16 protein-coding genes are annotated in these 26,082 nt (G+C 36.4%); 3 read left to right on the forward strand and 13 right to left on the reverse strand.

What is annotated here, in order from left to right:
- Window positions 1-164 precede the first annotated feature (164 nt).
- On the reverse strand, window positions 165-8,636 hold the full coding sequence (locus EAH81_RS19220; protein ID WP_140510194.1) for a T9SS sorting signal type C domain-containing protein: 8,472 nt from the start codon (window positions 8,634-8,636) through the stop codon (window positions 165-167).
- Between the two features lie 285 nt (window positions 8,637-8,921).
- Between EAH81_RS19220 and EAH81_RS19225 the strand changes: the two genes are divergently transcribed.
- The 3 genes from EAH81_RS19225 (at window position 8,922) to EAH81_RS19235 (ending at window position 17,344) form a co-directional block, all read left to right on the forward strand.
- A complete protein-coding gene (locus EAH81_RS19225; protein ID WP_140510195.1) occupies window positions 8,922-9,395 on the forward strand; it encodes a regulatory protein RecX in 474 nt (157 codons plus the stop codon).
- Window positions 9,396-9,846: 451 nt separating this feature from the next.
- Window positions 9,847-14,073 (forward strand): Ig-like domain-containing protein, encoded by a 4,227-nt coding sequence (locus EAH81_RS19230; protein ID WP_140510197.1) that lies wholly within the window; start codon window positions 9,847-9,849, stop codon window positions 14,071-14,073.
- Window positions 14,074-14,248: 175 nt separating this feature from the next.
- Window positions 14,249-17,344 (forward strand): T9SS sorting signal type C domain-containing protein, encoded by a 3,096-nt coding sequence (locus EAH81_RS19235; protein ID WP_140510200.1) that lies wholly within the window; start codon window positions 14,249-14,251, stop codon window positions 17,342-17,344.
- A 98-nt stretch (window positions 17,345-17,442) separates the two neighbouring features.
- Here the strand turns inward: EAH81_RS19235 and EAH81_RS19240 are convergent, their stop codons facing one another.
- From EAH81_RS19240 to EAH81_RS19290, 12 genes are all read right to left on the reverse strand, one after another.
- The gene (locus tag EAH81_RS19240) at window positions 17,443-18,612 is read right to left on the reverse strand and encodes a beta-ketoacyl synthase N-terminal-like domain-containing protein (protein WP_140510202.1); all 1,170 of its coding nucleotides are present in this window, start codon (window positions 18,610-18,612) and stop codon (window positions 17,443-17,445) included.
- 120 nt (window positions 18,613-18,732) lie between these two features.
- Window positions 18,733-20,004, reverse strand: a complete 1,272-nt coding sequence (gene bioA / locus EAH81_RS19245; RefSeq protein WP_140510204.1) for an adenosylmethionine--8-amino-7-oxononanoate transaminase — start codon at window positions 20,002-20,004, stop codon at window positions 18,733-18,735.
- Window positions 20,005-20,038: 34 nt separating this feature from the next.
- Window positions 20,039-20,656 (reverse strand): dethiobiotin synthase, encoded by a 618-nt coding sequence (gene bioD / locus EAH81_RS19250; RefSeq protein WP_140510206.1) that lies wholly within the window; start codon window positions 20,654-20,656, stop codon window positions 20,039-20,041.
- Between the two features lie 180 nt (window positions 20,657-20,836).
- A complete protein-coding gene (locus EAH81_RS19255) occupies window positions 20,837-21,451 on the reverse strand; it encodes a hypothetical protein (RefSeq protein ID WP_140510208.1) in 615 nt (204 codons plus the stop codon).
- Window positions 21,441-21,944 carry an RNA polymerase sigma factor gene (locus tag EAH81_RS19260; RefSeq protein WP_140510210.1) on the reverse strand — a complete coding sequence of 168 codons (504 nt, stop codon included), beginning with the start codon at window positions 21,942-21,944 and terminating at the stop codon, window positions 21,441-21,443. Before EAH81_RS19260 ends, EAH81_RS19255 begins: the two co-directional genes overlap by 11 nt.
- A gap of 7 nt (window positions 21,945-21,951) precedes the next feature.
- Entirely contained in the window at window positions 21,952-22,815 is an 864-nt protein-coding gene (locus EAH81_RS19265) for a TraB/GumN family protein (protein ID WP_140510212.1), read from the reverse strand.
- An 88-nt stretch (window positions 22,816-22,903) separates the two neighbouring features.
- Window positions 22,904-23,101 (reverse strand): hypothetical protein, encoded by a 198-nt coding sequence (locus EAH81_RS19270; protein WP_140510214.1) that lies wholly within the window; start codon window positions 23,099-23,101, stop codon window positions 22,904-22,906.
- Between the two features lie 165 nt (window positions 23,102-23,266).
- Entirely contained in the window at window positions 23,267-23,389 is a 123-nt protein-coding gene (locus EAH81_RS27880) for a hypothetical protein (protein ID WP_241676598.1), read from the reverse strand.
- Window positions 23,334-23,672 carry a GxxExxY protein gene (locus tag EAH81_RS19275; protein ID WP_241676599.1) on the reverse strand — a complete coding sequence of 113 codons (339 nt, stop codon included), beginning with the start codon at window positions 23,670-23,672 and terminating at the stop codon, window positions 23,334-23,336. The genes EAH81_RS27880 and EAH81_RS19275 overlap by 56 nt, the downstream gene beginning before the upstream one ends.
- A 40-nt stretch (window positions 23,673-23,712) precedes the next feature.
- On the reverse strand, window positions 23,713-24,849 hold the full coding sequence (locus EAH81_RS19280; RefSeq protein ID WP_140510217.1) for an aminotransferase class I/II-fold pyridoxal phosphate-dependent enzyme: 1,137 nt from the start codon (window positions 24,847-24,849) through the stop codon (window positions 23,713-23,715).
- 77 nt (window positions 24,850-24,926) lie between these two features.
- On the reverse strand, window positions 24,927-25,565 hold the full coding sequence (locus tag EAH81_RS19285; RefSeq protein ID WP_140510220.1) for an NAD(P)H-binding protein: 639 nt from the start codon (window positions 25,563-25,565) through the stop codon (window positions 24,927-24,929).
- Window positions 25,566-25,788: 223 nt separating this feature from the next.
- Window positions 25,789-26,073 (reverse strand): hypothetical protein, encoded by a 285-nt coding sequence (locus EAH81_RS19290; RefSeq protein ID WP_140510222.1) that lies wholly within the window; start codon window positions 26,071-26,073, stop codon window positions 25,789-25,791.
- Window positions 26,074-26,082: the final 9 nt, after the last annotated feature.

The raw sequence follows: 26,082 nt of genomic DNA on the forward strand, positions 1-26,082 counted from the left end.
ATTATTATTTGTAAGAATAAACCGAAATGTAAAGCTCTTTTAGGAAAGTTGCAATACCCACTTTAGGTGATATTTGTTATTCATAAATAAAAAAATCCATTCCGAAAAACGGAATGGATTTTTTTATTTAAAATAGTAAAGACGTATTAAATCTTTATAATCATTTATTGAAATATGATTTTTTTGGTTGTTGTAAAATCATTTTCCAAAGTAACTTTTACTAATAAAACCTGATTGCTTGATTGTAAATTTGGTATTTGCAATTCAGCCGTTCCAACTTTCTTTTTATTATAAAGAAGTTGTCCGTTAATATCGTAAATAGTTACTTCTTTGATAGTTTCTTTAGTAGCGGTTACTTTGATTGTTTTATCTTTTATGGAAACAAAAACACTATTTTCAAGATTTTCAAAATCTCCTGTTCCAAGCGTTTTCTTTGTATAAGCAATTGTAAAACGATCCACAAAAGTTCCTATCGCAGTTGTAAACGTATAATTTGCTGCTCTTAAATCTATGACAGTACCTGTTACTTTATCTTCTAAATAAATTGCCTGATTATTGAATAAACCATCAGCGTGATCAATAGCGATTGTAAAATCACCGGCAACTGTTGTTTTGTATCCTAACGGAACTCTATCACTATCTACAAACGGTATAGCTCGTCCTTGAATACTTAATTTTAGCGCTTCATTAATACTATAGAAGTCTATAAAACTATTACCATTCATTGAAGTAGCATCATAGTTAACATCCCAGTCATTTGTTGCACCTTCTATATATCCTACCAAAGCTTGTTTAAAAGCTCCTTTAGCATTAGTAAAATTTAACCATAAACGATTTTTCTCTATAGCATTTGATTTTTTTGTTTTATAGAATTGATCATTTCTTCCGTCGATTCTCATACCATTTGTGAACTGAACATTTCCTGATATGGAAGCTTTCATAAAGAAAGATTGACAAGCCGCTATTTCTCCTGTTGGCGGTGGTCCGAAAGATCCGTCAGGAAGTTTTGCACCTGTTCCTGTTGATCCTGTTAAGTTATAAACCGCATAATCATTACTGGTATAATCATAAGTACCACCTACAGATGGTGTATTACTTGGAGGAGAGTTATGTGTCCAGAAATATAGTGATCCTACATCTACAGATGGAGTGGCAAGATGATTAATATTAATCAATTCGTCGGCATCTATTGCTGATGGATAAGGGTTCCCTACTAAACTCCATTTTGTAGCATAAATTGGAACAGAATAATCTCCGTTATTTGGAACTCCTGTAAAAACTGCCGGATAAACTGCAGCATTAGTTAGTGAAAAAGTTTGTGGCGCTCTCACTGTATATCCTACAGCAGGAACCATTACTCGCGTTCCGTTTAAACTAATGTCCCACGCTGATGCTTGTGCATCATAACTGTTGTATTTATCCAGTAATGTATTTGGTGACAAATCATGAAGCGTATAAGGCTGAGCACTATTTACTATTGGTGTTGACCAATATGTAAAATCATAACGACGAACTGGTTCTGTATCTCTGTTATATATAATGTTTCCAATATTGACAGCATTTGTTGTTTGTACTAAACTGGCATCATTCTGAAAAATCAAAGATCCGGAAGTAGCAACTGTTACAATACCCACTACTTTTAGTGTGTTTTTGCTGTTTACTGTCAATGAAGCATTACTGTTTACGTTAAGTGTATAGGCGTTGGCAACAACTCCAATACCTGTAATCGCCGGAGCATGAGGCACGGTCGCTACATCTGGTATTACAACACAATCTGTTGGTGTTGGTACTGCTGTCGAAGGATTCCAGTTTGCAGGATCGCTCCAATTGCTGTCTTTGATTCCTGTCCAAGTTTTAGAAGAAGCAGTATTAATAACCACATTGGCAGAAGCCAAAGAACTACAAGTATTAGTTGCACCCTGAACGGTAAAAGTATAGTTACCAGGAGCAAGATTATCTACGTTATATGTTGATCCTGTACCAGTATAGGTAATACCCGGAAATGACCCACCTTGTGTAATTGTCCATGTACCAGAAGGTAAATTACTCAATGGGATTTTACCTATCGATGAAGCACATGTTGGTTGTGTTACCGTTCCTGTAATTGGAGTCGATGGTAATGCATTTACAGTCATTGTTATTGTATTCGAAGTAGCTGGACTTCCTGTCAAACAAGGACTGGCATTCGAAGTCATTACAACTTTAATAGCATCATTATTAGCTAAAGTACTGCTGCTGTAAGTCGAGCCTGTTCCAACCTGCGTTAATCCATTAAACCATTGATATGTTGGAGTAGTTCCGCCATTGGTTGCAGTCGCTGTAAAAGTTACCGATGTTCCCGCACAAATTGCTCCGGAAGGTGAAGCAGCAATACTAACGCTTGCGGCAAGATCTGGGGAAACTGTTACTGATACTTCGTTAGAAACAATTGGACTTCCGCATGATGGTGTTGAAGTACAAACTATAAGCCAGTTTCCAACTCCTAAATTTGCTCCTGTTGGAGTAAAAGTTACTGCTGTTGCTGATGCAATAGGTGTAATTGTTCCTCCAGTAACCGAGCGTTTACCCCACTGACGAGGAGTTATTGTACCACCACCCGTTTCTGCTACTGTCAAAAGTGTCCCTGAACTTATTAAACATAATGCCTGACCACCTGTTGGTGTGATTGCAACTGCTGATAAATTTGGGGTTACAGTAACTGTTGTTGAAACTGTTGATGAACTACTACAACCATTAGCTTTGACACTTATAGTTGCCGAACCTGAGAATCCTGCAGCCCAAGTAACAGTTCCTGTTGTTCCGGTTCCTGAGATTGTATTCCCAGCGCCCGTAACAGTCCAAGTATAACTGGTCGCATTGGTAGCTGAGGTCGTATATGTAGTGTTTGAACTACCCTGACAAATCGTAGTTGCTGCTGGTGTAACTGCCGTTGGTGTACCAACTGTTGGAGTTACATTAACTGTTGTTGAAACCGTTGATGAAGTACCACAACCATTCGCGACAACACTTATAGTTGCCGAACCTGAAAATCCCGCAGCCCAAGTAACCGTTCCAGTAGTTCCGGTTCCAGAGATTGTATTTCCTGAACCACTAATTGTCCAGGTATAACTCGTAGCATTGGTAGCTGAGGTCGTATATGTAGTGTTTGAACTACCCTGACAAATCGTAGTTGCTGCTGGTGTAACTGCCGTTGGTGTACCAACTGTTGGAGTTACATTAACTGTTGTTGAAACCGTTGATGAAGTACCACAACCATTAGCTACAACACTTATAGTTGCCGAACCTGAAAATCCCGCAGCCCAAGTAACCGTTCCAGTAGTTCCGGTTCCAGAGATTGTATTCCCAGCACCCGTAACAGTCCAGGTATAGCTGGTCGCATTGGTAGCAGAAGTCGTATATGTAGTATTTGAACTACCCTGACAAATTGTAGTTGCTGCGGGTGTGACTGCCGTTGGGGTACCAACTGTTGGAGTTACAGTAACTGTTGTTGAAACTGTTGATGAAGTACCACAACCATTCGCGACAACACTTATAGTTGCCGAACCTGAGAAGCCCGCAGCCCAAGTAACCGTTCCCGTAGTTCCGGTTCCAGAGATTGTATTTCCTGAACCACTAATTGTCCAGGTATAACTCGTAGCATTGGTAGCTGAGGTCGTATATGTAGTGTTTGAACTACCCTGACAAATCGTAGTTGTTGCGGGTGTAACTGCCGTTGGCGTACCAACTGTTGGAGTTACAGTAACTGTTGTTGAAACTGTTGATGAACTACTACAACCATTAGCTTTGACGCTTATAGTTGCCGAACCTGAGAATCCCGCAGCCCAAGTAACCGTTCCAGTAGTTCCGGTTCCAGAGATTGTATTCCCAGCACCCGTAACAGTCCAGGTATAGCTGGTAGCATTGGTAGCTGAAGTCGTATATGTAGTATTTGAACTACCCTGACAAATTGTAGTTGCTGCGGGTGTGACTGCCGTTGGCGTACCAACTGTTGGAGTTACAGTAACTGTTGTTGAAACTGTTGATGAAGTACCACAACCATTCGCGACAACACTTATAGTTGCCGAACCTGAGAATCCCGCAGCCCAAGTAACCGTTCCTGTAGTTCCGGCTCCTGAGATTGTATTTCCTGAACCACTAACTGTCCAGGTATAACTCGTAGCATTGGTAGCTGAGGTCGTATATGTAGTGTTTGAACTACCCTGACAAATTGTAGTTGTTGCGGGTGTAATTGCCGTTGGGGTACCAACTGTTGGAGTTACAGTAACTGTTGTTGAAACTGTTGATGAAGTACCACAACCGTTCGCGACAACACTTATAGTTGCCGAACCTGAGAATCCCGCAGCCCAAGTAACCGTTCCAGTAGTTCCGGTTCCAGAGATTGTGTTTCCTGAACCACTAACTGTCCAGGTATAACTCGTAGCATTGGTAGCTGAGGTCGTATATGTAGTGTTTGAACTACCCTGACAAATCGTAGTTGCTGCTGGTGTAACTGCCGTTGGTGTACCAACTGTTGGAGTTACAGTAACTGTTGTTGAAACTGTTGATGAAGTACCACAACCATTAGCTTTGACGCTTATAGTTGCCAAACCTGAAAATCCTGCCGCCCAAGTAACCGTTCCAGTAGTTCCGGTTCCAGAGATTGTGTTTCCTGAACCACTAACTGTCCAGGTATAACTCGTAGCATTGGTAGCTGAAGTCGTATATGTAGTGTTTGAACTACCCTGACAAATCGTAGTTGCTGCTGGTGTAACTGCCGTTGGAGTACCAACTGTTGGAGTTACATTAACTGTTGTTGAAACCGTTGATGAAGTACCACAACCATTCGCGACAACACTTATAGTTGCCGAACCTGAAAATCCCGCAGCCCAAGTAACCGTTCCAGTAGTTCCGGTTCCAGAGATTGTGTTTCCTGAACCGCTAACTGTCCAGGTATAACTCGTAGCATTGGTAGCCGAAGTCGTATATGTAGTGTTTGAACTACCCTGACAAATCGTAGTTGCTGCTGGTGTAACTGCCGTTGGAGTACCAACTGTTGGAGTTACATTAACTGTTGTTGAAACTGTTGATGAAGTACCACAACCATTAGCTACAACACTTATAGTTGCCGAACCTGAGAATCCCGCAGCCCAAGTAACCGTTCCAGTAGTTCCGGTTCCTGAGATTGTGTTTCCTGAACCACTAACTGTCCAGGTATAACTCGTAGCATTGGTAGCCGAAGTCGTATATGTAGTGTTTGAACTACCCTGACAAATCGTAGTTGCTGCTGGTGTAACTGCCGTTGGAGTACCAACTGTTGTAGTTACATTAACTGTTGTTGAAACTGTTGATGAAGTACCACAACCATTAGCTACAACACTTATAGTTGCCGAACCTGAGAATCCCGCAGCCCAAGTAACCGTTCCAGTAGTTCCGGTTCCTGAGATTGTGTTTCCTGAACCACTAACTGTCCAGGTATAACTCGTAGCATTGGTAGCTGAGGTCGTATATGTAGTGTTTGAACTACCCTGACAAATCGTAGTTGCTGCTGGTGTAACTGCCGTTGGGGTACCAACTGTTGGAGTTACAACTACGTTATAAGTCGCTGTAGCTGATAAACAAGGTCCATTTGACACGGTCATTGTTAAAGTAACTGTATTTCCTGCATCTCCTGATGCAGGTGTATAAGTTGGTGTTAATGTTGTTGCATTACTTAATGAACCTGAACCGTTATGTGACCATAATATAGTTCCATTCGTTGCACTTGCACCACTTACTAAGGCAGTTCCAGTTTGGCATATTGTCTGGTTGCCTCCTGCACTTGCTGTTGGAGTAGGTAAGGTTATGGTAACTCTACCCATACCACCTACACCACCAGAACTGGAGGTACCATTTGTGTTACGTCCGCCTGCTCCTCCACCGCCAGGTGCAGTTCCAGCTGCTCCATTACCGTTAGTAGTCGTTCCGGCAGTCATTGCACCTCCGTTAGCTCCCGCACTTCCATTACCTGCAATACGATTAGTACCCGTTAAATTTGCTGAACCCCCAGCTGCACCATATGTATTAGTAGCTGTGCCACCAACATTTCCAGCTGCAACAGCAGTTCCTCCAGTTCCATTATTAGTTGTGCTATTTCCTACCACTCCACCTCTACCACCTACAGCCAAAATTGTTGTCGTTGAACCAAACCAAGATGATCCACCAGTTCCTCCAGTACCAGTTGTAGAAACAGTACCTCCAGTACCAACATTAATTGTATATGTAGAATTAGGTGTAACTGTAAATGATAAGTTTTTAACATAAGAACCTCCAGCTCCTCCGCCACCAGCCGATGGGTTATTAGAAGAACCGCCGCCGCCGCCGCCGGCTCCCCAACATTCCACTTGTATATTTGTTACTCCTGCAGGAATAATATAAGTAGTTGAAGAATCAAAAACAATAGTTGATGATGAAACGTTTACTACTGCAGTAATTGCTGAGCAATTAGGTGCAGCCGTGTTCGTAAAAGTAAATGTAGCGGTTCCTGTTGCTAAACCTAATATATCACCACCATTCGTTACAGAAGCAATCGAAGGATTGTTACTTACCCATGTACCTCCAGTTGTAGGAGATAATTTAGTTGTACCATTCACACAAATATTGCTACTACCTGTGATACTTACGGTTGGTGGAGTACTTATTGATATAACTGGAGAACCATTCATGTTTGAAGAACATGCAGTACTAACTAAAGTATTTTTAGCAACCACTGTGTATGTACCCGCTACCGTTTGAAGACCAAAACTAATCGCAGACCCTGTTCCCGTAACAACAGCACCCGCAACATCGACTCCGTCTCTTTGCAACTGATAGCTAATATTTGAAGTCGAACTAACCGCATCCGAACCATCCAGACCTACTAAAACTCCGGTACCACCGGAACAATATGGTCCTCCTCCGGTAACATTATAAACTGTCGGAAGATCAAGAACTTTTACAAATGTTGAAGAAGGAGCTCCCGAGCACCCTCCCTTGCTTGCGACTACTCTAAATTCCCTAAGTCCACTTGTTGAAAATGTTATTGTAGGGTTTTTAACATTAGCAGATGGGGTATATGTCACTCCTGTAGTTAGACCTGAAACTACACTCCATGAATAAGTTATACTTGGATCTGTAACATTATCAACATCCAATCCAATTGATGTACCTACACAAGAAGTAAGTGTTTTATAAACACCTTTCGGTATTGTTGTGGCAACAGGAACATCTTGAGTACCTGGAAGCAAAACTATATTATCTATAATCGTTCCATATGTTGTCAATGCTGTGTTGTTATAAAATTCAACATATATGGAAGAACTAGTTGGTGTAAACGTAAAAGACCCCATTTGAGGAACTGTAGTACTGCTAGTACTTGTATTTCCTGATGCTGTGACAGTAGCCCCTTCAAATACTCTAAAATCAACCGCCGAATTGGTTTCAGGAGTTCCTGGTCTTTTAGCATAAAGAAAACTTACTTTATAAGTAAGACCTGGAATAACTGTTATAGGACCTTGTCTTAATGATGCCTGGCTATCTAATTCTGCTGTATAATCACCATTGGTTGTAGAAAAATAGGTAGTTTCCTGATTAATCTCAATACCATTATTTTTTGCAGTAGCAGCTGTCCAACTCGAACCAGCAGGTAAAGTACTAAAATCACCATTAGTAATTAAATTCCCCGAACAATTCGTAATAAGAATCTGATCTGTTGATGTTCCGCAACCATTACTTATTGTCCAATTCAACGCCCATGTTCCTGATCCGGAAGGTGTAAATGTAGCCGTTGGGCTTGTAGTACCTCCTGTGGTAAACTGACTTGTTGAAGTATTTGGACCACTCGCTATTGACCATGTTCCTGTGTTACCCGTTCCCGGAGCATTGGCTGCTAATGTAACTGGATTATTGCTATATTGATCAGGTCCTGCTTGCGAAGCAGGTACTGACGGAGTAAAGCTATAAATCTGACCATTTACTGGTTTAGTACTAATATTTGTAGTAAAAGTTGACGGCTGTGCAGTTGGTGTAGCTGATGAATTATTTAAAGTCAAATAAGTATCATTCGAGTCATAAATCCCTATAGAAGCAGATCCATTATTTACAGCTGTTCCTCCTCTGTTATAATAATACTCAATTACATTAGTAGTTTCATAAAGCCATACCTGAAAAGAAATAACATCATTATTCGCATTAAAATCCCACTTTTGTTGCGACCATTCAAGCTTAAAAACTCTATTTGGAGCAGATCCGCTAACAACATACCTCGGAATCGTTCTGTTCTGTAAATCATCCCATAAAGGAAATAAAATAGGTTTAGATGATCCTGCATTTGCCGATGTATTACTATAAGCAGCATTTGTTGTAGATCCAAAAGTAAGCCAACCATTGCTTGAAACTTTAACTTGATTATATGCCGATCCTCCAAATGTAAAATTAAAAGGCAGGGTGATTGGAGTAGAGATTGCCTCATCATCTGTAGCACTTAATCCCGGAACGTTGGTAGTCCCCGTTAAAGCCGTATAGCTTCCTGGTTTTGCTAAAAAACAATAACTGCTGGCTGATTGTCCATAATTTATAAAAAAAGTAAAAAACAATACAAGACTTAATAATAATTTTTTATTCGTAAGTAATTTTCGAATCATATAGGCGTGGTATTAAATTTGTTTTTGGCGTTAAAAGAAATAAAACAGTACTGCGTTTTTAATACAATACTTTAAATTTGGCTTTTAAACTGAAAAATTAAAGCTAAAATCCTGTTTTATAGACAGATTAAAACTTCTAAGAATCACGTGCAAAAATATTATAATTCCGCACACACACAACATTTTAGCGAGTTTTATTTTTAGGAAAAACGAAAAAAACGCATATAATTTTAACAACTAAATGACTATTTTTAGCACAAATAGTTAAAAAGAAAGAAAAAACACATGAAACTGACCTACACTCCCAAAGAAGCTTTACTTAAACTCGAGCACTTTTGTGCCTATCAGGAGCGCTGTCACGCAGAGGTGGTTTCGAAATTATACAGTTTAAAAATGACCAGTGATGAGATTGAAGTGGTTGTGGTTCAGCTAATTGAAAGTGGTTTTTTGAACGAAACTCGTTTTGCCTGTAGTTTTGCCAGAGGAAAACACAGAATTAAACAATGGGGGACTATCAGAATAACAAATGAACTAAAAGCAAGACAAATTTCTTCGACTAACATTACAATAGCCTTAAAAGAAATTTCATCCGAAGAATATGACATTACATTTCAGCAGTTGTCTGAAAGATGCTGGGAGAATTTACGAGAAAAAGATACTCTTAAGAAAAGAAAAAAATTCTGCGATTATATGTTAAGACGTGGTTATGAAAGCTTTTTGGTTTATGATCGAGTAAAAGAATTGGAACAAAACTCATAGCAAAACTTTAAATTTTTAGCAATTTTGAGAGATAACAAATTCAGAAGCTAAAAAAGAAAAAACAACTTTTTGAAATTCAAAATCATATATCAAAAATAATTTCTTTGGACATGAATCCAAATAGTTGCTTTTATCAGAAAAATCATCTATCCAAATCTTTGCGTTTTTTGCATATTCTACACCATAAATCGCTTTTTTTTAATTAAACAATCGAAAAACATCCATTTTAAAAGCTTATTTTACGATTTTTCTTATATTTAAAAATCGTTATTTATAGGAAATAACACAGTTTGATAAATTTTATCATGCATTTCATCGATTATTTTAACACTTCATCGATTATATAGCCCTTCTAAAAACCCTATATATTTCTAACACGTAGATGTATCTATCTTTGCGTTGGCAAAAAAAATCCTCCGCCAACATAACAATCTGATAGAAAACATTTAACATGAAGAAAACTCTACTTTTATTTTTATTGTTACCCTTTTTTGGATTTTCTCAAACTGCTCTTGTAAAATGGAATGGACCAAGCGATGCTACCGGGACAATCGTAGCTTCTGCAGCTGCAGTTTCGGCAGCCCAAATTACATCAGGACCAAACTCAACTTTGCAAGTTTTACCGAATGAAGGTTTTAAAGGAACCCGATGGCCTACTACCTTCGTTAAAGATGACAATAAGTATTTTCAAGTAGCAGTAAGTGCTAAAACAGGATACAAACTTAAATTAGGTTCTTTCAATTTCACTTACAATGGTGAATCTCATGTTGATGTACAAAGATACCAAGTACGATATTCCAAAGATAACTTTGCAACAAGCTATCTCTTAATAGATGAGGCAACTACTACAGGAAAAATAAACAAATCATTAAGTCTGGCTAATTTAACTTTGACGCAAGGCGAAACACTAACCATAAGGATTTATGGTTATAAAGTAATGGTATATGGAGATCTTAATGCTCCAATCTTTTTAGCCAATTCAAATACCACTACTCAAACCGGAAACACAACACCTACAATTACTGGTACAGTTTTAACATATGATGCAACTGATATTAATGCTAATGATGACAATGTAACTACCAAAAAAAATACAGCAATCACAATTGGCGTTTTAAATAACGATACAGCTGGCGCCAGCGCTATTAACAATATTACGATAGCAAATCAACCAGCAACAGGACAAGGTACAGTAACTGTAAATCCGGATAAATCATTGACTTTTAATCCCGGAAACAATTTTACAGGACAAACTTCTTTTAAATACACTATTTCCAATTCAACTAAATCATCCACAGGAACTGTATTTGTAACTGTAGATGATATTACTCCAAGTTTGGTAATTTGGAACGGATCCGGATCTACTCCAAAAGCTACCGCTGCGGTTTCAGATTCTAATATCATTGCTGCAGACATCACAGCAAACAACACTATGACTTTTGGTGCGGTAAATAGTGGCTTTAGAGTCAATGGATCTCCAACCGTATTAGATTACTCCAAATATATTCAGGTAAGTGTTAGTCCAAAAACAGGATATAAAATAGACCTTACGCAATTTAAATTTACCTACAATTCAACATCTTCAAATAATGCTGGTCCAAAAAAATATCAGGTTCGATATTCTTTAGACGCAGCTTTTCCATCAAACGGAACGAGTCTAATTGCCGAAACTACTGCCGTATTAAATACTCAAACAACAGTAACTGCCAATTTCCCTCCAGGCATTACAGCAACACAAAATCAGATATTCTATATCAGAATCTATGTTTATGACAATGATCAATATTACTCAGATTACTATCTTGTAAATGACAACGGAGGAGATCTGGGCCCAACAATTACTGGTATTGTTTCAAGCACAAATACCTTAACCGCTAACTACGATACCGCAACTACACCAGCAAATCAAGCAGTAACAATTCCTGTTTTGGACAATGACATCATAGGATCAATTCCGTTACAAAGTATGACTATATCAACACAGTCTTCAAATGGTGTTGCTACAGTTAATGGTCTTAATAATATAACTTTCACCCCAACTACTGGTTTTTCCGGTGAGACATCATTTGTATATACTCTTTATAACGGAAGCGCTTATTCATCGGCGATTGTTTATATAACTGTTACGCCTCCACCATGTGCTGCTACTCCAACACCGGGAATAAATCGCTGGAATGGATATGTTTATACTTATACCGACACACCTGCACCAACTACATACGTTGGAACGGTTTATGAAAATCCAAATTTTGAAAGAGATGTACAATATGGAACAATAACAGGTGACGCAACTGTTGCCCCTGATAATTTTTGTGGTCCGATACCGGCAGAAAATTTCATGGTACGTTATTTAATGCAAACCACCACAACAGCTGATACTTATAATTTTACAGTAGGAGGAGATGATGGTGTTAGATTATATATTGACAACAACTTAGTTACTCTTTCGCCAACAAATTCATGGACCGACCATGGTTATATTGTTTATACAGCCCAAGTTCCTTTAACAGCCGGAACGCATAATTTTATACTTGAGTATTATGAAAAGGGTGGAATCGCAAGAGTATCTTTTTCGCATGGCGCTGTAATAGCAACTAATGCCTCGCTTCCGTTTGGAATTAACAAATGGAATGTTTACGGTTTCAATTTACCAGATATCAATTTACAAGCTTCGAGTTTCGCAGGAATGTATGTTGACCCAAATTTAAACTTTGACAGTCAAGCTTTTTGGAATAAAACAAAATCACCTTCCTATTATTCCGGTTGGCAAGGAGCACCAATGCCTATAGACAATTTTACGATTACTTATAAACGTAAAGGCTTTCCATGCGGTCGTTATGAACTTGTACTGCCAAATTGTGATGATGTTGCAAAAGTCTTCATTGACGGAGTTGACATTTTTACACAAAATGGTTACAGCAATGGAAACGTAACGGTAAATCCAGGTACTTTATATTTTCTAAACGAAAATTCTACAGTAGAAGTACGCCTTAGGGAAGATGGAGGTGATGCTAACATTGCTCTTAATTTTATAGATACTCCAACAGAATATAGTGGCACGGGAACTATTTCGCCAAATACAACTTCTATAAAAATAACAGCAAGTACAACTTTAAGCAACGATATTCAGGTTTGTTCTTGTACGATTAATCAAAATGTAATTCTTACCGTAGCTTCTAACAAAACATTAACTGTTAACCAAAATATCAATGTATTAAGCGGTGGAAAACTTGTACTCGAAGACGGAGCTTCATTATTGCAAACCAGCACAGCTGCAAATGCTTATCAAGGTGATTCTGATTCTTTTCAGGTAAAAAGAAATACAGATTTGGTTCGTCGTTATGATTTTACCTATTGGTCAACTCCAATAACAAATCCTGCTAAGCCTTACACACTTCATGACTTGTCACCAAACACATTACTGGATAAATATAATAGCTATGACGCACAAGCATCGGCATGGGACATTAGTTTAAACGGAACACGAGTTATGGTTCCTGCTGTAGGATATACTGTGAGAGCGCCACAAACTTTTTCAATTACTAATGCTGCAGTTTACCCGGCAGTTTTTACAGGGATTCCTAATAATGGAGATTATTCTGTTGCTCTTTATGCTACAAAATGGAGTTTAATTGGTAACCCATATCCATCGGCAATAGATGCAGAAAAATTTATTAATATTAATCATTTTGCCTCTCCATCTATAGATGTTGGAGCATTATACTTTTGGACCCATAATACACCTCCAAGTAACACGCCTTCGGCTGGTGGTACTTATGATTACACTAGTAATGATTATGCTGTCTTCACCTTATCAGGATCAACATCAACGGGCGCAAAACGACCGGACGGAACTTACGAACCTGCACCAACAGGAAAAATTGCAGCTTGTCAATCTTTCTTTATGAAAGCTTCAGGACCTGACTCTGTTAAGTTTACAAATGATATGAGAATAAGCGGAAGCAACAATCAGTTTTTCAAAACAACAAACTCAAAAGAATTAGAAAAAAACCGTTTATGGTTAAATCTTACGAATGCTAAAGGAGCTTTCAAACAGACTTTAATAGGTTATATCGAAGGTGCAACGAATACCTGGGATATTAACTATGATGCCACTACAATGAATGGCAACAGCTTTATAGACTTATACAGTATTAATGATTCTCAAAAATTAAGCATTCAGGGACGTGCTTTACCATTTGAAGATTCTGACCGAATTCCGTTAGGATACAAAACAACAGTTGCAGGTGATTTCACGATTGCCATCGATCACGCTGATGGATTGTTTGACAATCAGGCGATTTACTTAGAAGATAAAACAACTGGTACTGTTACAGATTTGAGAGCTGGCAATTATACGTTTACAACTGCAATTGGAACTTTCGTTGATCGTTTTACAATTGCTTACACAAAGAAAACACTTGGAACAGGAGATTTTGAAAACACTCAAGACAATGTTTTGATTTCGATAAAAGATAAAATCATCAAAGTAACAGCAACTAAAGAAACTATTAAAGAAGTTACTATTTATGACATCTCAGGAAAACTTCTTTACAATAAAAAGAAAGTTGGAGTGGCCGAATTGCAAATACCAAACCTACAATCAAGCGATCAGGTATTATTGGTAAAAGTAACTCTGGACAATGATTATGTTGTAACTAAAAAAATCATATTTTAATTAAACCTACAATTATTATATGTAAAATCCGACAGTGAAAGCTGCCGGATTTTTATGTGTAATACAAACGCTAAAACCGAATTCTAAGTATTAAAAAATATCAATCATTTAAAAATCTACTAAAAGGATAGCTCTAAATCTATAACCAATCTTAAGAAAAAAACCAACCCACCCCATGTCCCATAAATCACTATTACCCAATCATACCTTTTTTATATCGAAAATAGTATTGCTTTTTTTATTGATTTCTTTTAAGATGTCGAGTCAAACCAAAATAACAACAATATATACGGACTGGAACGGCTATTGGAAATCAAATGGCTTAACTGGTGTTGGAAACAGACCAGACACTGAAAACAATTTACTGGCTTTTGAATGGAATAACAAAACATACTCGACAGGTGTAAATGATGCTATTCTAAATGGAAAACCAATTACTTATAGTCCTCAAAAATTTAGAGCATTAAAAATTCAAACTTTAGGTCTGGACCCTGCTAATATGTATTTTTTACAAGGCTCAAAAATAGACGGAGACGACGCGATCACAAAATTGATTCCGCCGCTTGCCGGAGCAACTTCAACAGGCGCCGAACTTGCTTCCCGACTTACTGACGGTATTAACGGTTTGACACTTGGAACCGGTATTGCCAATATAAAAGCAGGTTCAGCCGAATTTAAAGTGGGTACAAACAACCTGAACATTAATGGTCTTGGCGACAATATTCCTGATTTAATTGTAACTCAGGTAGCAGATCCGGGAGGTACCGCAGATGTTTTCAAATTTGTAGACAAAGACAATAATGTTGTCGGTCACGCCTTATCTACAAATTTTGGTTCAATGTCAGCTATAGGAACTTATAGTCTGGATTTATTCAGAGCCGATAATGCCGCCAGAGCTTTTACACCTGCTGCAACCAGAGACATTCGAATGTTAGCAATTGAAACCAGCGAATTTGGTATTACAGCAGCGAACGCTGCAAGTGTAGATCGTTTTGTTATTACTTTTTCCGGAAGTTCTGATTGTGCTTTTATAGCTTTTAATACCAATTCCTTAAAAATACCTGAGCTAACTTTAGTTACAAAAGGTACATTAAACTCTTGTGGAAAAGTTGGAGATAAAATAAACTACACTTTTGAAGTAACCAACACGGGAGAAGTTCCTATAACTGATATTAAAGTTACGGATGCCTTAACAGGAATAACAATATCCGGAAATCCTATTGCATCTCTCGCAGTTGGTGCAAAAACTACTCTAACAGGAGTTTATACTATTACAGCCGCAGATGTTGCAGCAGGAAAAATCATAAATACAGGAAAAGTTACCGGAGTCGATCCATCATTAAACACAGTTGAATTTAATAATACACCTGCAGCAATATTTTTGTTAACGCCGCCAACGATAAGTGCTTTTACAAATACCACCTGTACCACTTTGGGAACTATTACATTAACTGACTTGCCCCCTAGCGGAAACTGGACTGTTGAAAGAACTCCGGGAGCAGTTAAAACTGTGGGTACAGGAATATCAATTACACTTACAGGAATTCCAGTTGGAAAATATACTTATAAAGTTTATAACACTTGCTTTATGTCGCCATCAAGCGCTGAAGTTACGATTACAAATCAATCTTCTACAACCTGGGATGGAACCGCATGGTCTACGGGCGATCCAAATGCAACTAAAAGTGCTGTGTTTGCCGGACCATTTACAATAACAGCAGATATAGAAGCGTGTTCCTGCACTATTAATTCAGGAGTTAACATAATTGTTCCTGCAGGACGTACTTTAAACATAAAAAATGCACTTAATGTTGTGTCTGGAGGATCTCTGACATTTCAGAACAATTCAAGTTTATTACAAACTAATGGTACTAGTAATTTAAACACCGGTAACATCATTTATCAACGTAATACAGATTTGGTTCGCCGCTACGATTTTACTTATTGGTCAACTCCAATAACAAATACTGCTCAGCCTTATACACTTCACAAATTATCCCCAGACACCTTGTTAGACAAATACAACAGTTATAATTCACAAGCATCGGCATGGGATATTAGTTTAAACGGAACACGAGTTATGGTTCCTGCCGTTGGATATACAGTAAGAGCGCCGCAAACTTTTTCACTTACTAATGCTGTAGTTTACCCGGCAGTTTTTACAGGGGTTCCTAATAACGGAGATTATTCTGTTCAAATTTATGCTACAAAATGGAGTTTGATAGGAAATCCTTATCCATCAGCAATAGATGCTGATAAATTTATTAATATCAATCATCTTGCCTCGCCATCCGTAGATGTTGGTGCGTTATATTTTTGGACACACAATTCTCCTCCAAGTGGTACACCTTCTGCTGGTGGGACTTATGATTATACCAGTAATGATTATGCGGTGTACACTTTATCTGGATCAACTGCAACAGGCGCAAAACTACCTGACGGATCTCACGAAGATCCACCATCAGGAAAAATAGCGGCTTGTCAATCTTTCTTTATGAAAGCTTCCGGGCCCGGCTCTGTTAAGTTTACAAATGACATGAGAATAAGCGGAAGCAACAATCAGTTTTTCAAAACAACAAACTCAAAAGAATTAGAAAAAAATCGTTTATGGTTAAATCTTACGAATGCTAAAGGAGCTTTCAAGCAAGCCTTGATAAGTTATATCGAAGGCGCGACGAATACCTGGGATATTAACTATGATGCCACCACGATGAATGGTAACAGTTTTATAGATTTATACAGTATTAATGATTCTCAAAAATTAAGCATTCAGGGACGTGCTTTACCGTTTGAGGATTCTGACCGTATTCCGTTAGGATACAAAACAACAGTTGCAGGTGATTTCACGATTGCCATCGATCACGCTGATGGATTGTTTGACAATCAGGCGATTTACTTAGAAGATAAAACAACCGGAACTGTAACAGATTTACGAGCAGCAAATTATACGTTTACAACTGCAATTGGAACTTTTGTGGATCGTTTTACAATTGCTTACACAAAGAAAACCCTTGGAACAGGAGATTTTGAAAGCACGCAAGACGATGTTTTGATTTCGATAAAAGATAAAATCATAAAAGTAACAGCAACTACAGAAACTATTAAAGAAGTTACTATTTATGATATCTCAGGAAAACTTCTTTATAATAAAAAGAAAATTGGAGTGGCCGAATTGCAAATACCAAACTTACAATCGAGCAATCAGGTATTATTGGTAAAAGTAACTTTGGACAATAACTATGTTGTAACTAAGAAAATAATTTTTCAATAGTACTAAAAGATTGCGCAATTAAGCATCTCTACAAAATAAAAAATCCATTCCGTTTTTCACAGAATGGATTTTTTATTTTTTATTAAAGACGAAATAAATTATGCTTTTTCGATTAAAATACTCACGGCATTTCCTCCAAATCCAACAGCATTTATTAGTACTTTTTTAATCGGTTTAGATTGATTTTGCTGTTCTCCAAATGGCACTCCAATAAAAGTGTCGTTTTGCATCATCAAAAGAGCAAGTTCCAAACTCAATATTCCCGAAGCTCCAAAAGTGTGTCCAATTTTCCATTTGTTAGTCGTCAATAATGGCACATTAGAACCAAAGACTTTTTGAATAGCGCGTAATTCTGTCAAATCGCCTTTTATCGTTCCCGGAGCGTGCATTACGATCACATCAACATCCTCTAAATTTTCGTCTTTCAAGGCCATTTTCATTGATTTCTGAAAACAATCCGCTTCAGCTGAAATCGAGATATTGTGTTCCAGAATTTCTGTTGCATATCCAACACCTGTTATATAAGCAATTGCATTTTCTTTCTCACCCGCTTCCAAACAACAAACTGCGGCACCTTCGCCCAGAATCATTGTATTTTGTGTTTTCTCAAAATCAAAAGCCAGATTTGGCCATGCTTCTTCAGTTTGATTAATCCGCGAATATATCTTTAAGGCACGCATTTGCGCAATCGTAAAATCTGTTAAAGGAGCTTCACTTCCACCAACCAAAAACTTATCTGCCATTCCGGATTTCAACCATGCAAATCCATTCAATAAAGCATGAAGTGCCGTTGAGCAAGTAATCGAATGCGAAATCTCAGGGCCAACACTTTGTAAATCGTGCGCAATCCATGACGAAATATTTCCTAAAGTCGTTGTTGGCGATGCCAAAGTCTGTGCCTTTCCGGTATCAATATATTCCTTATAATGTTTCTCGAATAAATCTGTAGCTCCTCGGGAAGAACCAATATTAATTCCAAAAACATCATTTGATTTCCATCCCGCTTGTTCGACAGCTTTTCGAGAAGCTGCCAAAGCAAACAAAACCGAATCATCTAAAAATTTATATTTAGGATCTGATTCCCTAAGTTCAGCAATAATTTGCTTCGAATCAGCATCCAATGCAGCAACGGAAGTATCTTGTTGATCTAAAAATCGTTTAGAAAAACAATGTTTATTGTCGAGATATTTTCCCCAAACTTCTTCTTTAGTATTTCCCAAAGGAGAAATAGAAGAAAAAGCCGTTATCGAGATTTTTTGTGTATTCAAAATATTTTATTTAGTAAAAAAAATAGACCACGGATGACACGGATTAAGCTGATTTTCGCTGATAATTATTAAAATCGGTGTAAACCTGTTTAATCCGTATTATCCGTGGGCAAAGCAAAATTAAACCATTTCTATAGCTTCTTCAATTGTTTTATAGACTTTTTGAAGCTGTTCGTCTGTCATGATATACGGTGGGAGAATGTAAACTATATTCCCAACCGGTCTCAAAATAACCCCTTTGTCAATAAAGAAATTATAGAGTTTTGTTCGCATTGATCCATAATAACTTTCTTCAGAATCTGATTTTATTTCAACTGCAAAAATAACGCCCAAAGTTCTTGCGGTAATTACCTTTGAGTGCTTTTCAATTTTCTTTTGAAAGTTCAAATGGCTTTTATGAATTCTTTCGATATTAGCTTGCATTTCCTGCGTTTGCAATAAATCTATACTTGCCAAAGCTGCCGCACAACCAGTAGGATTTGCGGTAAACGTATGTCCGTGAAATAATGCTTTATTAATATCATCATCATAAAAAGCATCAAAAACCTCTTGCGTGAAAGTCGTAATCGCCATTGGAATTGTTCCTCCTGTTAAGGCTTTAGACAAACACATCATGTCTGGTACTTCAGTCACATAATCCATTGCGAAGGTTTTTCCTGTTTTACCAAAACCTGTCATTACTTCATCGGCAATGGTTAAAACATTATGTTCTTTACAAATCTGGATTAGTTTTGCTAAAGCTTCCGGTTCATACATTACCATTCCAGCCGCTCCTTGTACCAAAGGTTCAAAAATAAATCCGGCACAATTATGATTTTGAATTACATTTCGCAGCGCTTCAAAACTTTCTTGTTCCTGCCCTTTTACCGGAACCGGAATTCTAACCACATCAATAAACATTCCCTGAAAAGCCTGCGTATAAAAGGAGATTCCGCTTGCTGCCATAGCCGCAAAAGTGTCACCATGAAAAGCATTTTCAAAAGCAATAATGGTAGTTCGCTTTTCATTTTTATTGAAAAAATACTGCAGCGCTACTTTTAGTGCTACTTCGACAGCTGTAGAACCATTATCCGAAAAGAATATTTTTTGCTGATTCTTAGGCAAAATTTCAATCAATTTTTCGGCGACTTTTATTGCAGGTTCATGTGTAAAACCTCCAAACAAAACATGCTCTAAAGTGGTTAATTGTTTGTAAATCGCATCGGCAATAATTTTATTACTGTGCCCAAACGGATTTACCCACCAAGATGCAATCGCGTCAATATATTCTTTGTTATTTTCGTCCCAAAGTAATGCGCCTTCACCTCTTGAAATTGCAATTGGAGTTTGTGACGTTTTGTGTTGTGTATAAGGATGCCATAAATATAGGCTGTCTTTTTCTGTTAAAGTCATCTGAGATATATTGTAGATTTCTGATTTTAGATTCTTATAATGCTAGAAGATTATCCCGAAATAAATCTGCGTATTCACGAATTACATTTTGATCGAAATACGGTTCTTCGTCAATTCTTCCAATGCATTTTATTCCAGTTTTATTCAGAATTAAATTTTCTGTTGATTTGTTTTCGCTTCCGCTAAAGATAATTCCCGCAACTTCAAAACCACGGTTTCGAATTGCTTCAATCGTCAATAAAGTATGATTGATACTTCCTAAATAATGCCTTGAAACTACAATTACCTTATAATCCGGCTGGATCAAATCTATAATAGTATCACTTTCGTTCAACGGAACAAAAATTCCTCCCGCGCCTTCGATTACTAAATGATTATCAGTTTCCGGTTCAATAATTTGTTTTAAATCAATTGTAATTCCGTCAATTTCTGCAGCTAAATGCGGACTTGCAGGCGTATTTAGTTTGTAAGCGTTTTCGAAAATTTTAGATTGGAGATTGGAGATTTTAGATTTGATTTTGTGACTATCAGAATTGTCTAAATCTCCAGCTTGAATAGGTTTCCAATAATCAGCTTCCAGAGCTTCAACGACAATCGCAGAAGTAATTGTTTTACCAACATCGGTAGAAATTCCTGTTATAAATAATTTCATAATTAATAGACCGCGGATAACATGGATTAAACCGATTATCGCGGATTTTTTTAATTTTTCATTTTACATGGCGACTTGATAATCCGCGTAAATTTCTAGTATTCGTTTTATCTGCGAGCCATGATGCAAAAATACCAATAAAAACAAAACCCATCATTACGATGGGTTTATTGTTTTTTATTATTCTTCTTTTAATTCGTCTATAACTTTCTTGATTTCTCTGGCAAACTTCCCATAAAATTTATGAACCCACCATTCTAGTGCGATTCCCATAAAAAGCATCGTAAAAACCACAATCGAAAATAGTGCACCTAATTGATAATTTGTAAAATCATTTGACAGAAAGCCCGGAGCATTAGAAAACTTTAAGTACAGAAAACCTATTAAATAAAGGATTAAAAAAGGCGTTAAAGCAAATCCAAAGGTTTTATATAACTCCATATTAAGTCTTATGTCAAAGTAAGTTTCGTATAAATTGTCTTTTGTTTTTAAGGTTATTGAACTCAATCTCTTGAAAAAGAAATAGAATTTTGCCAAATAATAAATGCAAACTGCCACAAAAAGACTATAAAGTAAATAATACAAAGTTGTCATTTTTGGAGGAAAATCATAAAACATTGGAATAAATCCCATGAAGATGATTGAAAAAATTTGATAAATAAATTCCTTTTTAAGATTTTTTCTAATCTTATCTAATGGTGTATTTGCTGCTTGTATTTTTTCTAAATTGTTGGGAAGAACGACATTGTTAGTCTCCTCGTTATTCCATGCGTTTTGTATATCGTTAAAATCCATATCCTTGATTTTTAATAATTTCTTTTAATTTTTCTTTTGCTCTATTCAATTTCACTCTGGCGTTTCCTTCAGAAATTCCAAGATTGTCTCCTATTTCTTTATGTGAGAAACCTTCGAGTTGATAAAAAATAATTGCTTTATCTATTTTTTCCAACTTTTGAACCGCTTTATAAAAGTGATCAATCTGGCTTTCTTTTATATGCGAGTCACCTTCATCTTCCTTAATGTTTTCTGAAGCGATTTCGTATTTATCCACCTTTCGTTTTTCTTTCCTCAGGAAAACTATGGCGGTATTTACGGCAACGCGATACATCCAGGTCGAAAACTGACTTTCATTTCTAAAAGAATCATACGACTTCCAGAGCTGACAAATAATCTCCTGAAACAAATCTTGCTGATCATCATGATTATCCATATACATCTTAGAAACTTTATACAAGATTCCTTTGTGCTTTTCGATCCGATTTAAAAATTCCTGCTCTTTTTCTTTCAAAACAATACTAGTTCATTATTGGTTTTACTGTATATCCTGCTTTTCTCAATAAATTAATTACTCCTAAATCACCCGCCAAATGTGCAGATCCAACTGCTACAAACAAGCTTTCTTTTTTCATCATATCCGGTAAAGCTTTTGCCCAATTTACATTTCTTTCGTCAAGCATATATTTCTTAGCCTTTTCATTCATTACATTTTCGGCAGTGGTATTTTTATATAAACTTTCTAAATTTTCCTGTTTGTAATCTACAATCAATTGTTTCGTTTCTTCTGCATCAGATTCTTCTAACATTGCGATCATCTCTGAATCTGAATAGGCATCTTCTAAAGTTTTAAGTTGTGATTTTACAGTTTCTAATCCTCCAACTTGTTCATTACGCTTTTTTGCGCTTTCAATAAAATCCATTTCATAAAACTTCAAATCTGCACAGCCAAAGGTTTTCATCGAAATCAAACTCATCACGGTCGCTAAACTAAAAGCATCTACTTGTTGGATGGTCATTCCTGCAGATTTTTTCAATATTGCATCTAATTTAGACAATTGTTCCGGAGTTAAACTTTTACTCAAAGGTACTTTTCCCATTGCCATTTGCTGCATATCTGTCATTTCTTTGGGATCATTAAAATTAATTTCCAGAACTAATTTATCAGATACATCAAATGCTTTTTTTGTTTTTTCCGAAAGAAAAAAATCTCCTGCACAAATCATATGAATCGTTCCATATAAATAAGAAGGCTTCGATAATCCGTTTCCTGATACTTCCCAAAGAAGTGAATTTTCAAGTTTTGGAGATTTTGTCTGCGCTTGTGTTTTGCTGCTAAAAACGAATGCGATTGCTACTATTGCTACTGTAAATAAATTTTTCATTTTGTTGATTGATTAATTGATTGATGATAATTTGATTGACTTTTATTTCTGATTGATTGTTGTAATTTGATTGATGATTGATTATAAATTATTCTTTGCTGTATTTTTTTCTCTGCCAGGAAGCTATTGAAGCAAAAAACAGACAGATCATAACGAGAAGCAAATCTTTGTTAGGATGGTTTAAAATAAATTGATTCATTAAAGAATATCCAAGTCCTGCACAAGCTACAGTGACAAATACAAAATTGAATATTTTTTCGATAACTGAAGTTGAAATTGTTTTCATAATTATTTTGGTTTATTTGATTACGGCTCGTAAGTAATCAAAGAATCAAAACGTTACAAAAAAAATTAAAATTTTTTAAAGAAGTGAGAAAACAAAGGGCTTAACGGCTGTAATTTTTTTGAAAATAATATTTATATGGCTCACGGATCGAACGGATTAAACCGATCAACGCAGATTTTTTATATTTAACTTTCTGTTATTTGTATAAACTAATCTTTTAAAATCCGGAGTTTCACCAAAATTCAACACCAATCCCACTTCTATTTGTGTTGATTTTAAATAATTCATTAATTGTGCAACATGGGTATTTTACTAAACACTCACAAGCTTTAAGTTCTAGAATTATGGAGTCTTCAACTAACAAGTCAGCATAAAATTCACCAACTAATTTATTTTTATAATAAACTTTTATTTGTTTTTGCGCCTCTACTTTATAACCTTGTTCAATCAGTTCAAGATACATTGCATTTTGATATACTTTTTCAAGAAACCCATAACCAAGCTGATAATAAACGTCGTAAAATATTTCCAAAATAGGTTTCGATATTTCTTTATGTAGTAAATCAGTCATAATCATCCGCATCAACCCGTTTAATCCGTTCAATCGGTGGTTAAAAGACAAAGTCTCTTAACAATTCTAAGATCTGATTAATTTCTTCTTTTGAGTTATAACTGTGGATACAAAAACGCAAACGTTCTTGTCCTTCCGGAACTGTAGGCGAAAGTATTGCCTTTACATCATAACCTTTATCTTGTAGTTGCTGGGCTAAACGTTTTACATTTTCGTTACCCGGAATAATGGCAGATTGTATTGCCGATTTGCTTCGAACGAACATTGGCTTTAATCCTAATAAATTTTTCTGCTGATTAAAAAGTACAATATTCTGACGCAGTTTTTCGATCGTTTCGCGTTCAATTTCAAGCTGATGATAAGCTGTTAAAATCGTGGAAACGGAGTGTGGAGATAATCCTGTGGTATAAATAAAACTTCTGGCAAAGTTTATTAAATATTGTTTTAATTCTAAACTTCCTAAAACTGCTGCTCCATGACAGCCCAAACCTTTTCCGAAGGTCATGATTCTTGCGAATATTCGATTATGCAATTGTAAATATTGCGTCAAACCTTCTCCTTTTTCTCCAAAAACTCCCAAAGTATGCGCCTCGTCAACGACTAAATAACAATTGTATTTTTCAGACAATTCTACTAATTCTTCCATATTTGGACAATCTCCATCCATAGAAAAAACAGTTTCGGTAACAATATAAATGGTTGTGTTTGGAAATTTTATAATAAGACGTTCTAAATCTTCAAAATCATTATGGTTGAATTTATATGATTTTGCGTTCGACATTACGATTCCGTCCCGAATTGAAGCGTGACTCAATTCATCATACAAAATAACGTCGTTTCGTTGCGGTAAAGCGCTAAAAAAACCAACATTGGCATCATAACCCGAATTAAAAATTAAAGCAGATTCAGCGTCGTGAAATTGCGCAATAAAAGTTTCGGCAATTTGATACAAAGAATGATTTCCCGAAATTAATCTCGAACCTGTTGCGCCATTTTGAATAATATCATTTTCGATTAGATAATGATGTGCTTGTTTGAAAACAGCTTCAGATTTTGAAAATCCAATATAATCGTTTGAAGAAAAATCGACAAGATTATTAAAACTTGGCAATTGTCTTAACGAGTTATTTTGCTTTCTATTTTCGAGCTTTTGAATCAGGTTTTCCGGTAATTTCATAAAAGCAAAGTTATGAAATTGAAGTCAAATTAAATAAACAGCGGGTTTGATATCACCCGCTGTTCTTTATTAAAGCTTTAAATTGTACTTATAAATGGTGATTGTTTACCGAAATTAGAATCAATCATTTCAGAAATCATAAAACGTGCAATATCGTGCGCGCTAATTCTTTCGCCCAAACAATCTTCGACACTAACAGAAATCTCAGCTTTATGATCCGTAAATTCAATAAAAGGAACCCGAACCTGAGTCCAGTTGACATTACTTGCCGTCAAAAAATCATAAGCTTTTTGACGATCTTCCTGAATTATCGGAAAATTGGTTTTCATCCAATCGGTAGCCATTTGCGTTTTGGTACTTTTTTTATCAAATGGAGTATCAATGTTTAGTCCGGCCAATAAAACGTAACGTTCAATTTGAAAATCATACATTACTTCCAATATATTCTGTGTTGCCAAACTTGCTACAAGAGGTTCTTCTTTTCTTTGACCAATTGTGCTAATTACCGCCTCACAATCCTGAAGCAATAATTTTATGGATTCGAGATCAAGTGCGTCTCCTTTAATGATTTCGATTTGTGAACTTTGAATGGTAAAATTTTCGGGATTTCGTAGCAGAAGTTTTATGCTAAATCCTTTTTTCAATAACTGGTTTACAAGATAATTTCCAGTTCTTCCACCACCGCCTAAAACGGCTACTTTATTTATATTTTTCATTTGTATTCTTTATAAAATTTGACATAGATACATTGCGCTTTATCAGGTCGATAAAACGAAATAATAAAAGCTTACTGAACTTTTATTTAATGATTACTATTTTATAAAGAGATTCTAATAGTCCAAATGTAAAAAGAATAAAATAAAAAAAAGCTATTCACCTTAGCGAATAGCTTTTAAATTTATTTTGATGAAATAAACACTTTATTTATATCTAAACAGATTAGTAAAGTGTGTACGTCACAGAAGTGCTTGTTGTACTATTAAAATTGTAATTAGTTGTAACTGGAAGTCCACGTCTGGTGAGATCGCGTTCAACAGCAGTAATTGGCGATTCGCAACAGCTATTCCAGGAACAGGTGTACGTAGGACCAAATGCAACATCTGAAACTTCAACTTCTTTTTGATTGTTCATTGAAGTTTTAGCAACATAATCAGAACTTGTCGTTAGGGACATTGTCCCAAAACCTAATGCTAATAATAGCATTCCAAAAATAACTTTTTTCATAGTAAATTC

The organism is Flavobacterium pectinovorum (genome assembly GCF_006438875.1).
Taxonomy (GTDB): Bacteria; Bacteroidota; Bacteroidia; order Flavobacteriales; family Flavobacteriaceae; genus Flavobacterium; species Flavobacterium pectinovorum_A.

Bases quoted from the DNA above. Each gene is read 5' to 3' on its own strand.
- EAH81_RS19220 (WP_140510194.1), bottom strand. From the start codon at position 8,636: ATGATTCGAAAATTACTTACGAATAAAAAATTATTATTAAGTCTTGTA.
- EAH81_RS27880 (WP_241676598.1), bottom strand. From the start codon at position 23,389: ATGAATTATTTAAAATCAACACAAATAGAAGTGGGATTGGTGTTGAAT.
- EAH81_RS19265 (WP_140510212.1), bottom strand. From the start codon at position 22,815: ATGAAAAATTTATTTACAGTAGCAATAGTAGCAATCGCATTCGTTTTT.
- EAH81_RS19285 (WP_140510220.1), bottom strand. From the start codon at position 25,565: ATGAAAAATATAAATAAAGTAGCCGTTTTAGGCGGTGGTGGAAGAACT.
- EAH81_RS19230 (WP_140510197.1), top strand. From the start codon at position 9,847: ATGAAGAAAACTCTACTTTTATTTTTATTGTTACCCTTTTTTGGATTT.
- EAH81_RS19290 (WP_140510222.1), bottom strand. From the start codon at position 26,073: ATGAAAAAAGTTATTTTTGGAATGCTATTATTAGCATTAGGTTTTGGG.
- bioD (WP_140510206.1), bottom strand. From the start codon at position 20,656: ATGAAATTATTTATAACAGGAATTTCTACCGATGTTGGTAAAACAATT.
- bioA (WP_140510204.1), bottom strand. From the start codon at position 20,004: ATGACTTTAACAGAAAAAGACAGCCTATATTTATGGCATCCTTATACA.
- EAH81_RS19280 (WP_140510217.1), bottom strand. From the start codon at position 24,849: ATGAAATTACCGGAAAACCTGATTCAAAAGCTCGAAAATAGAAAGCAA.
- EAH81_RS19270 (WP_140510214.1), bottom strand. From the start codon at position 23,101: ATGAAAACAATTTCAACTTCAGTTATCGAAAAAATATTCAATTTTGTA.
- EAH81_RS19225 (WP_140510195.1), top strand. From the start codon at position 8,922: ATGAAACTGACCTACACTCCCAAAGAAGCTTTACTTAAACTCGAGCAC.
- EAH81_RS19255 (WP_140510208.1), bottom strand. From the start codon at position 21,451: ATGGATTTTAACGATATACAAAACGCATGGAATAACGAGGAGACTAAC.
- EAH81_RS19275 (WP_241676599.1), bottom strand. From the start codon at position 23,672: ATGACTGATTTACTACATAAAGAAATATCGAAACCTATTTTGGAAATA.
- EAH81_RS19235 (WP_140510200.1), top strand. From the start codon at position 14,249: ATGTCCCATAAATCACTATTACCCAATCATACCTTTTTTATATCGAAA.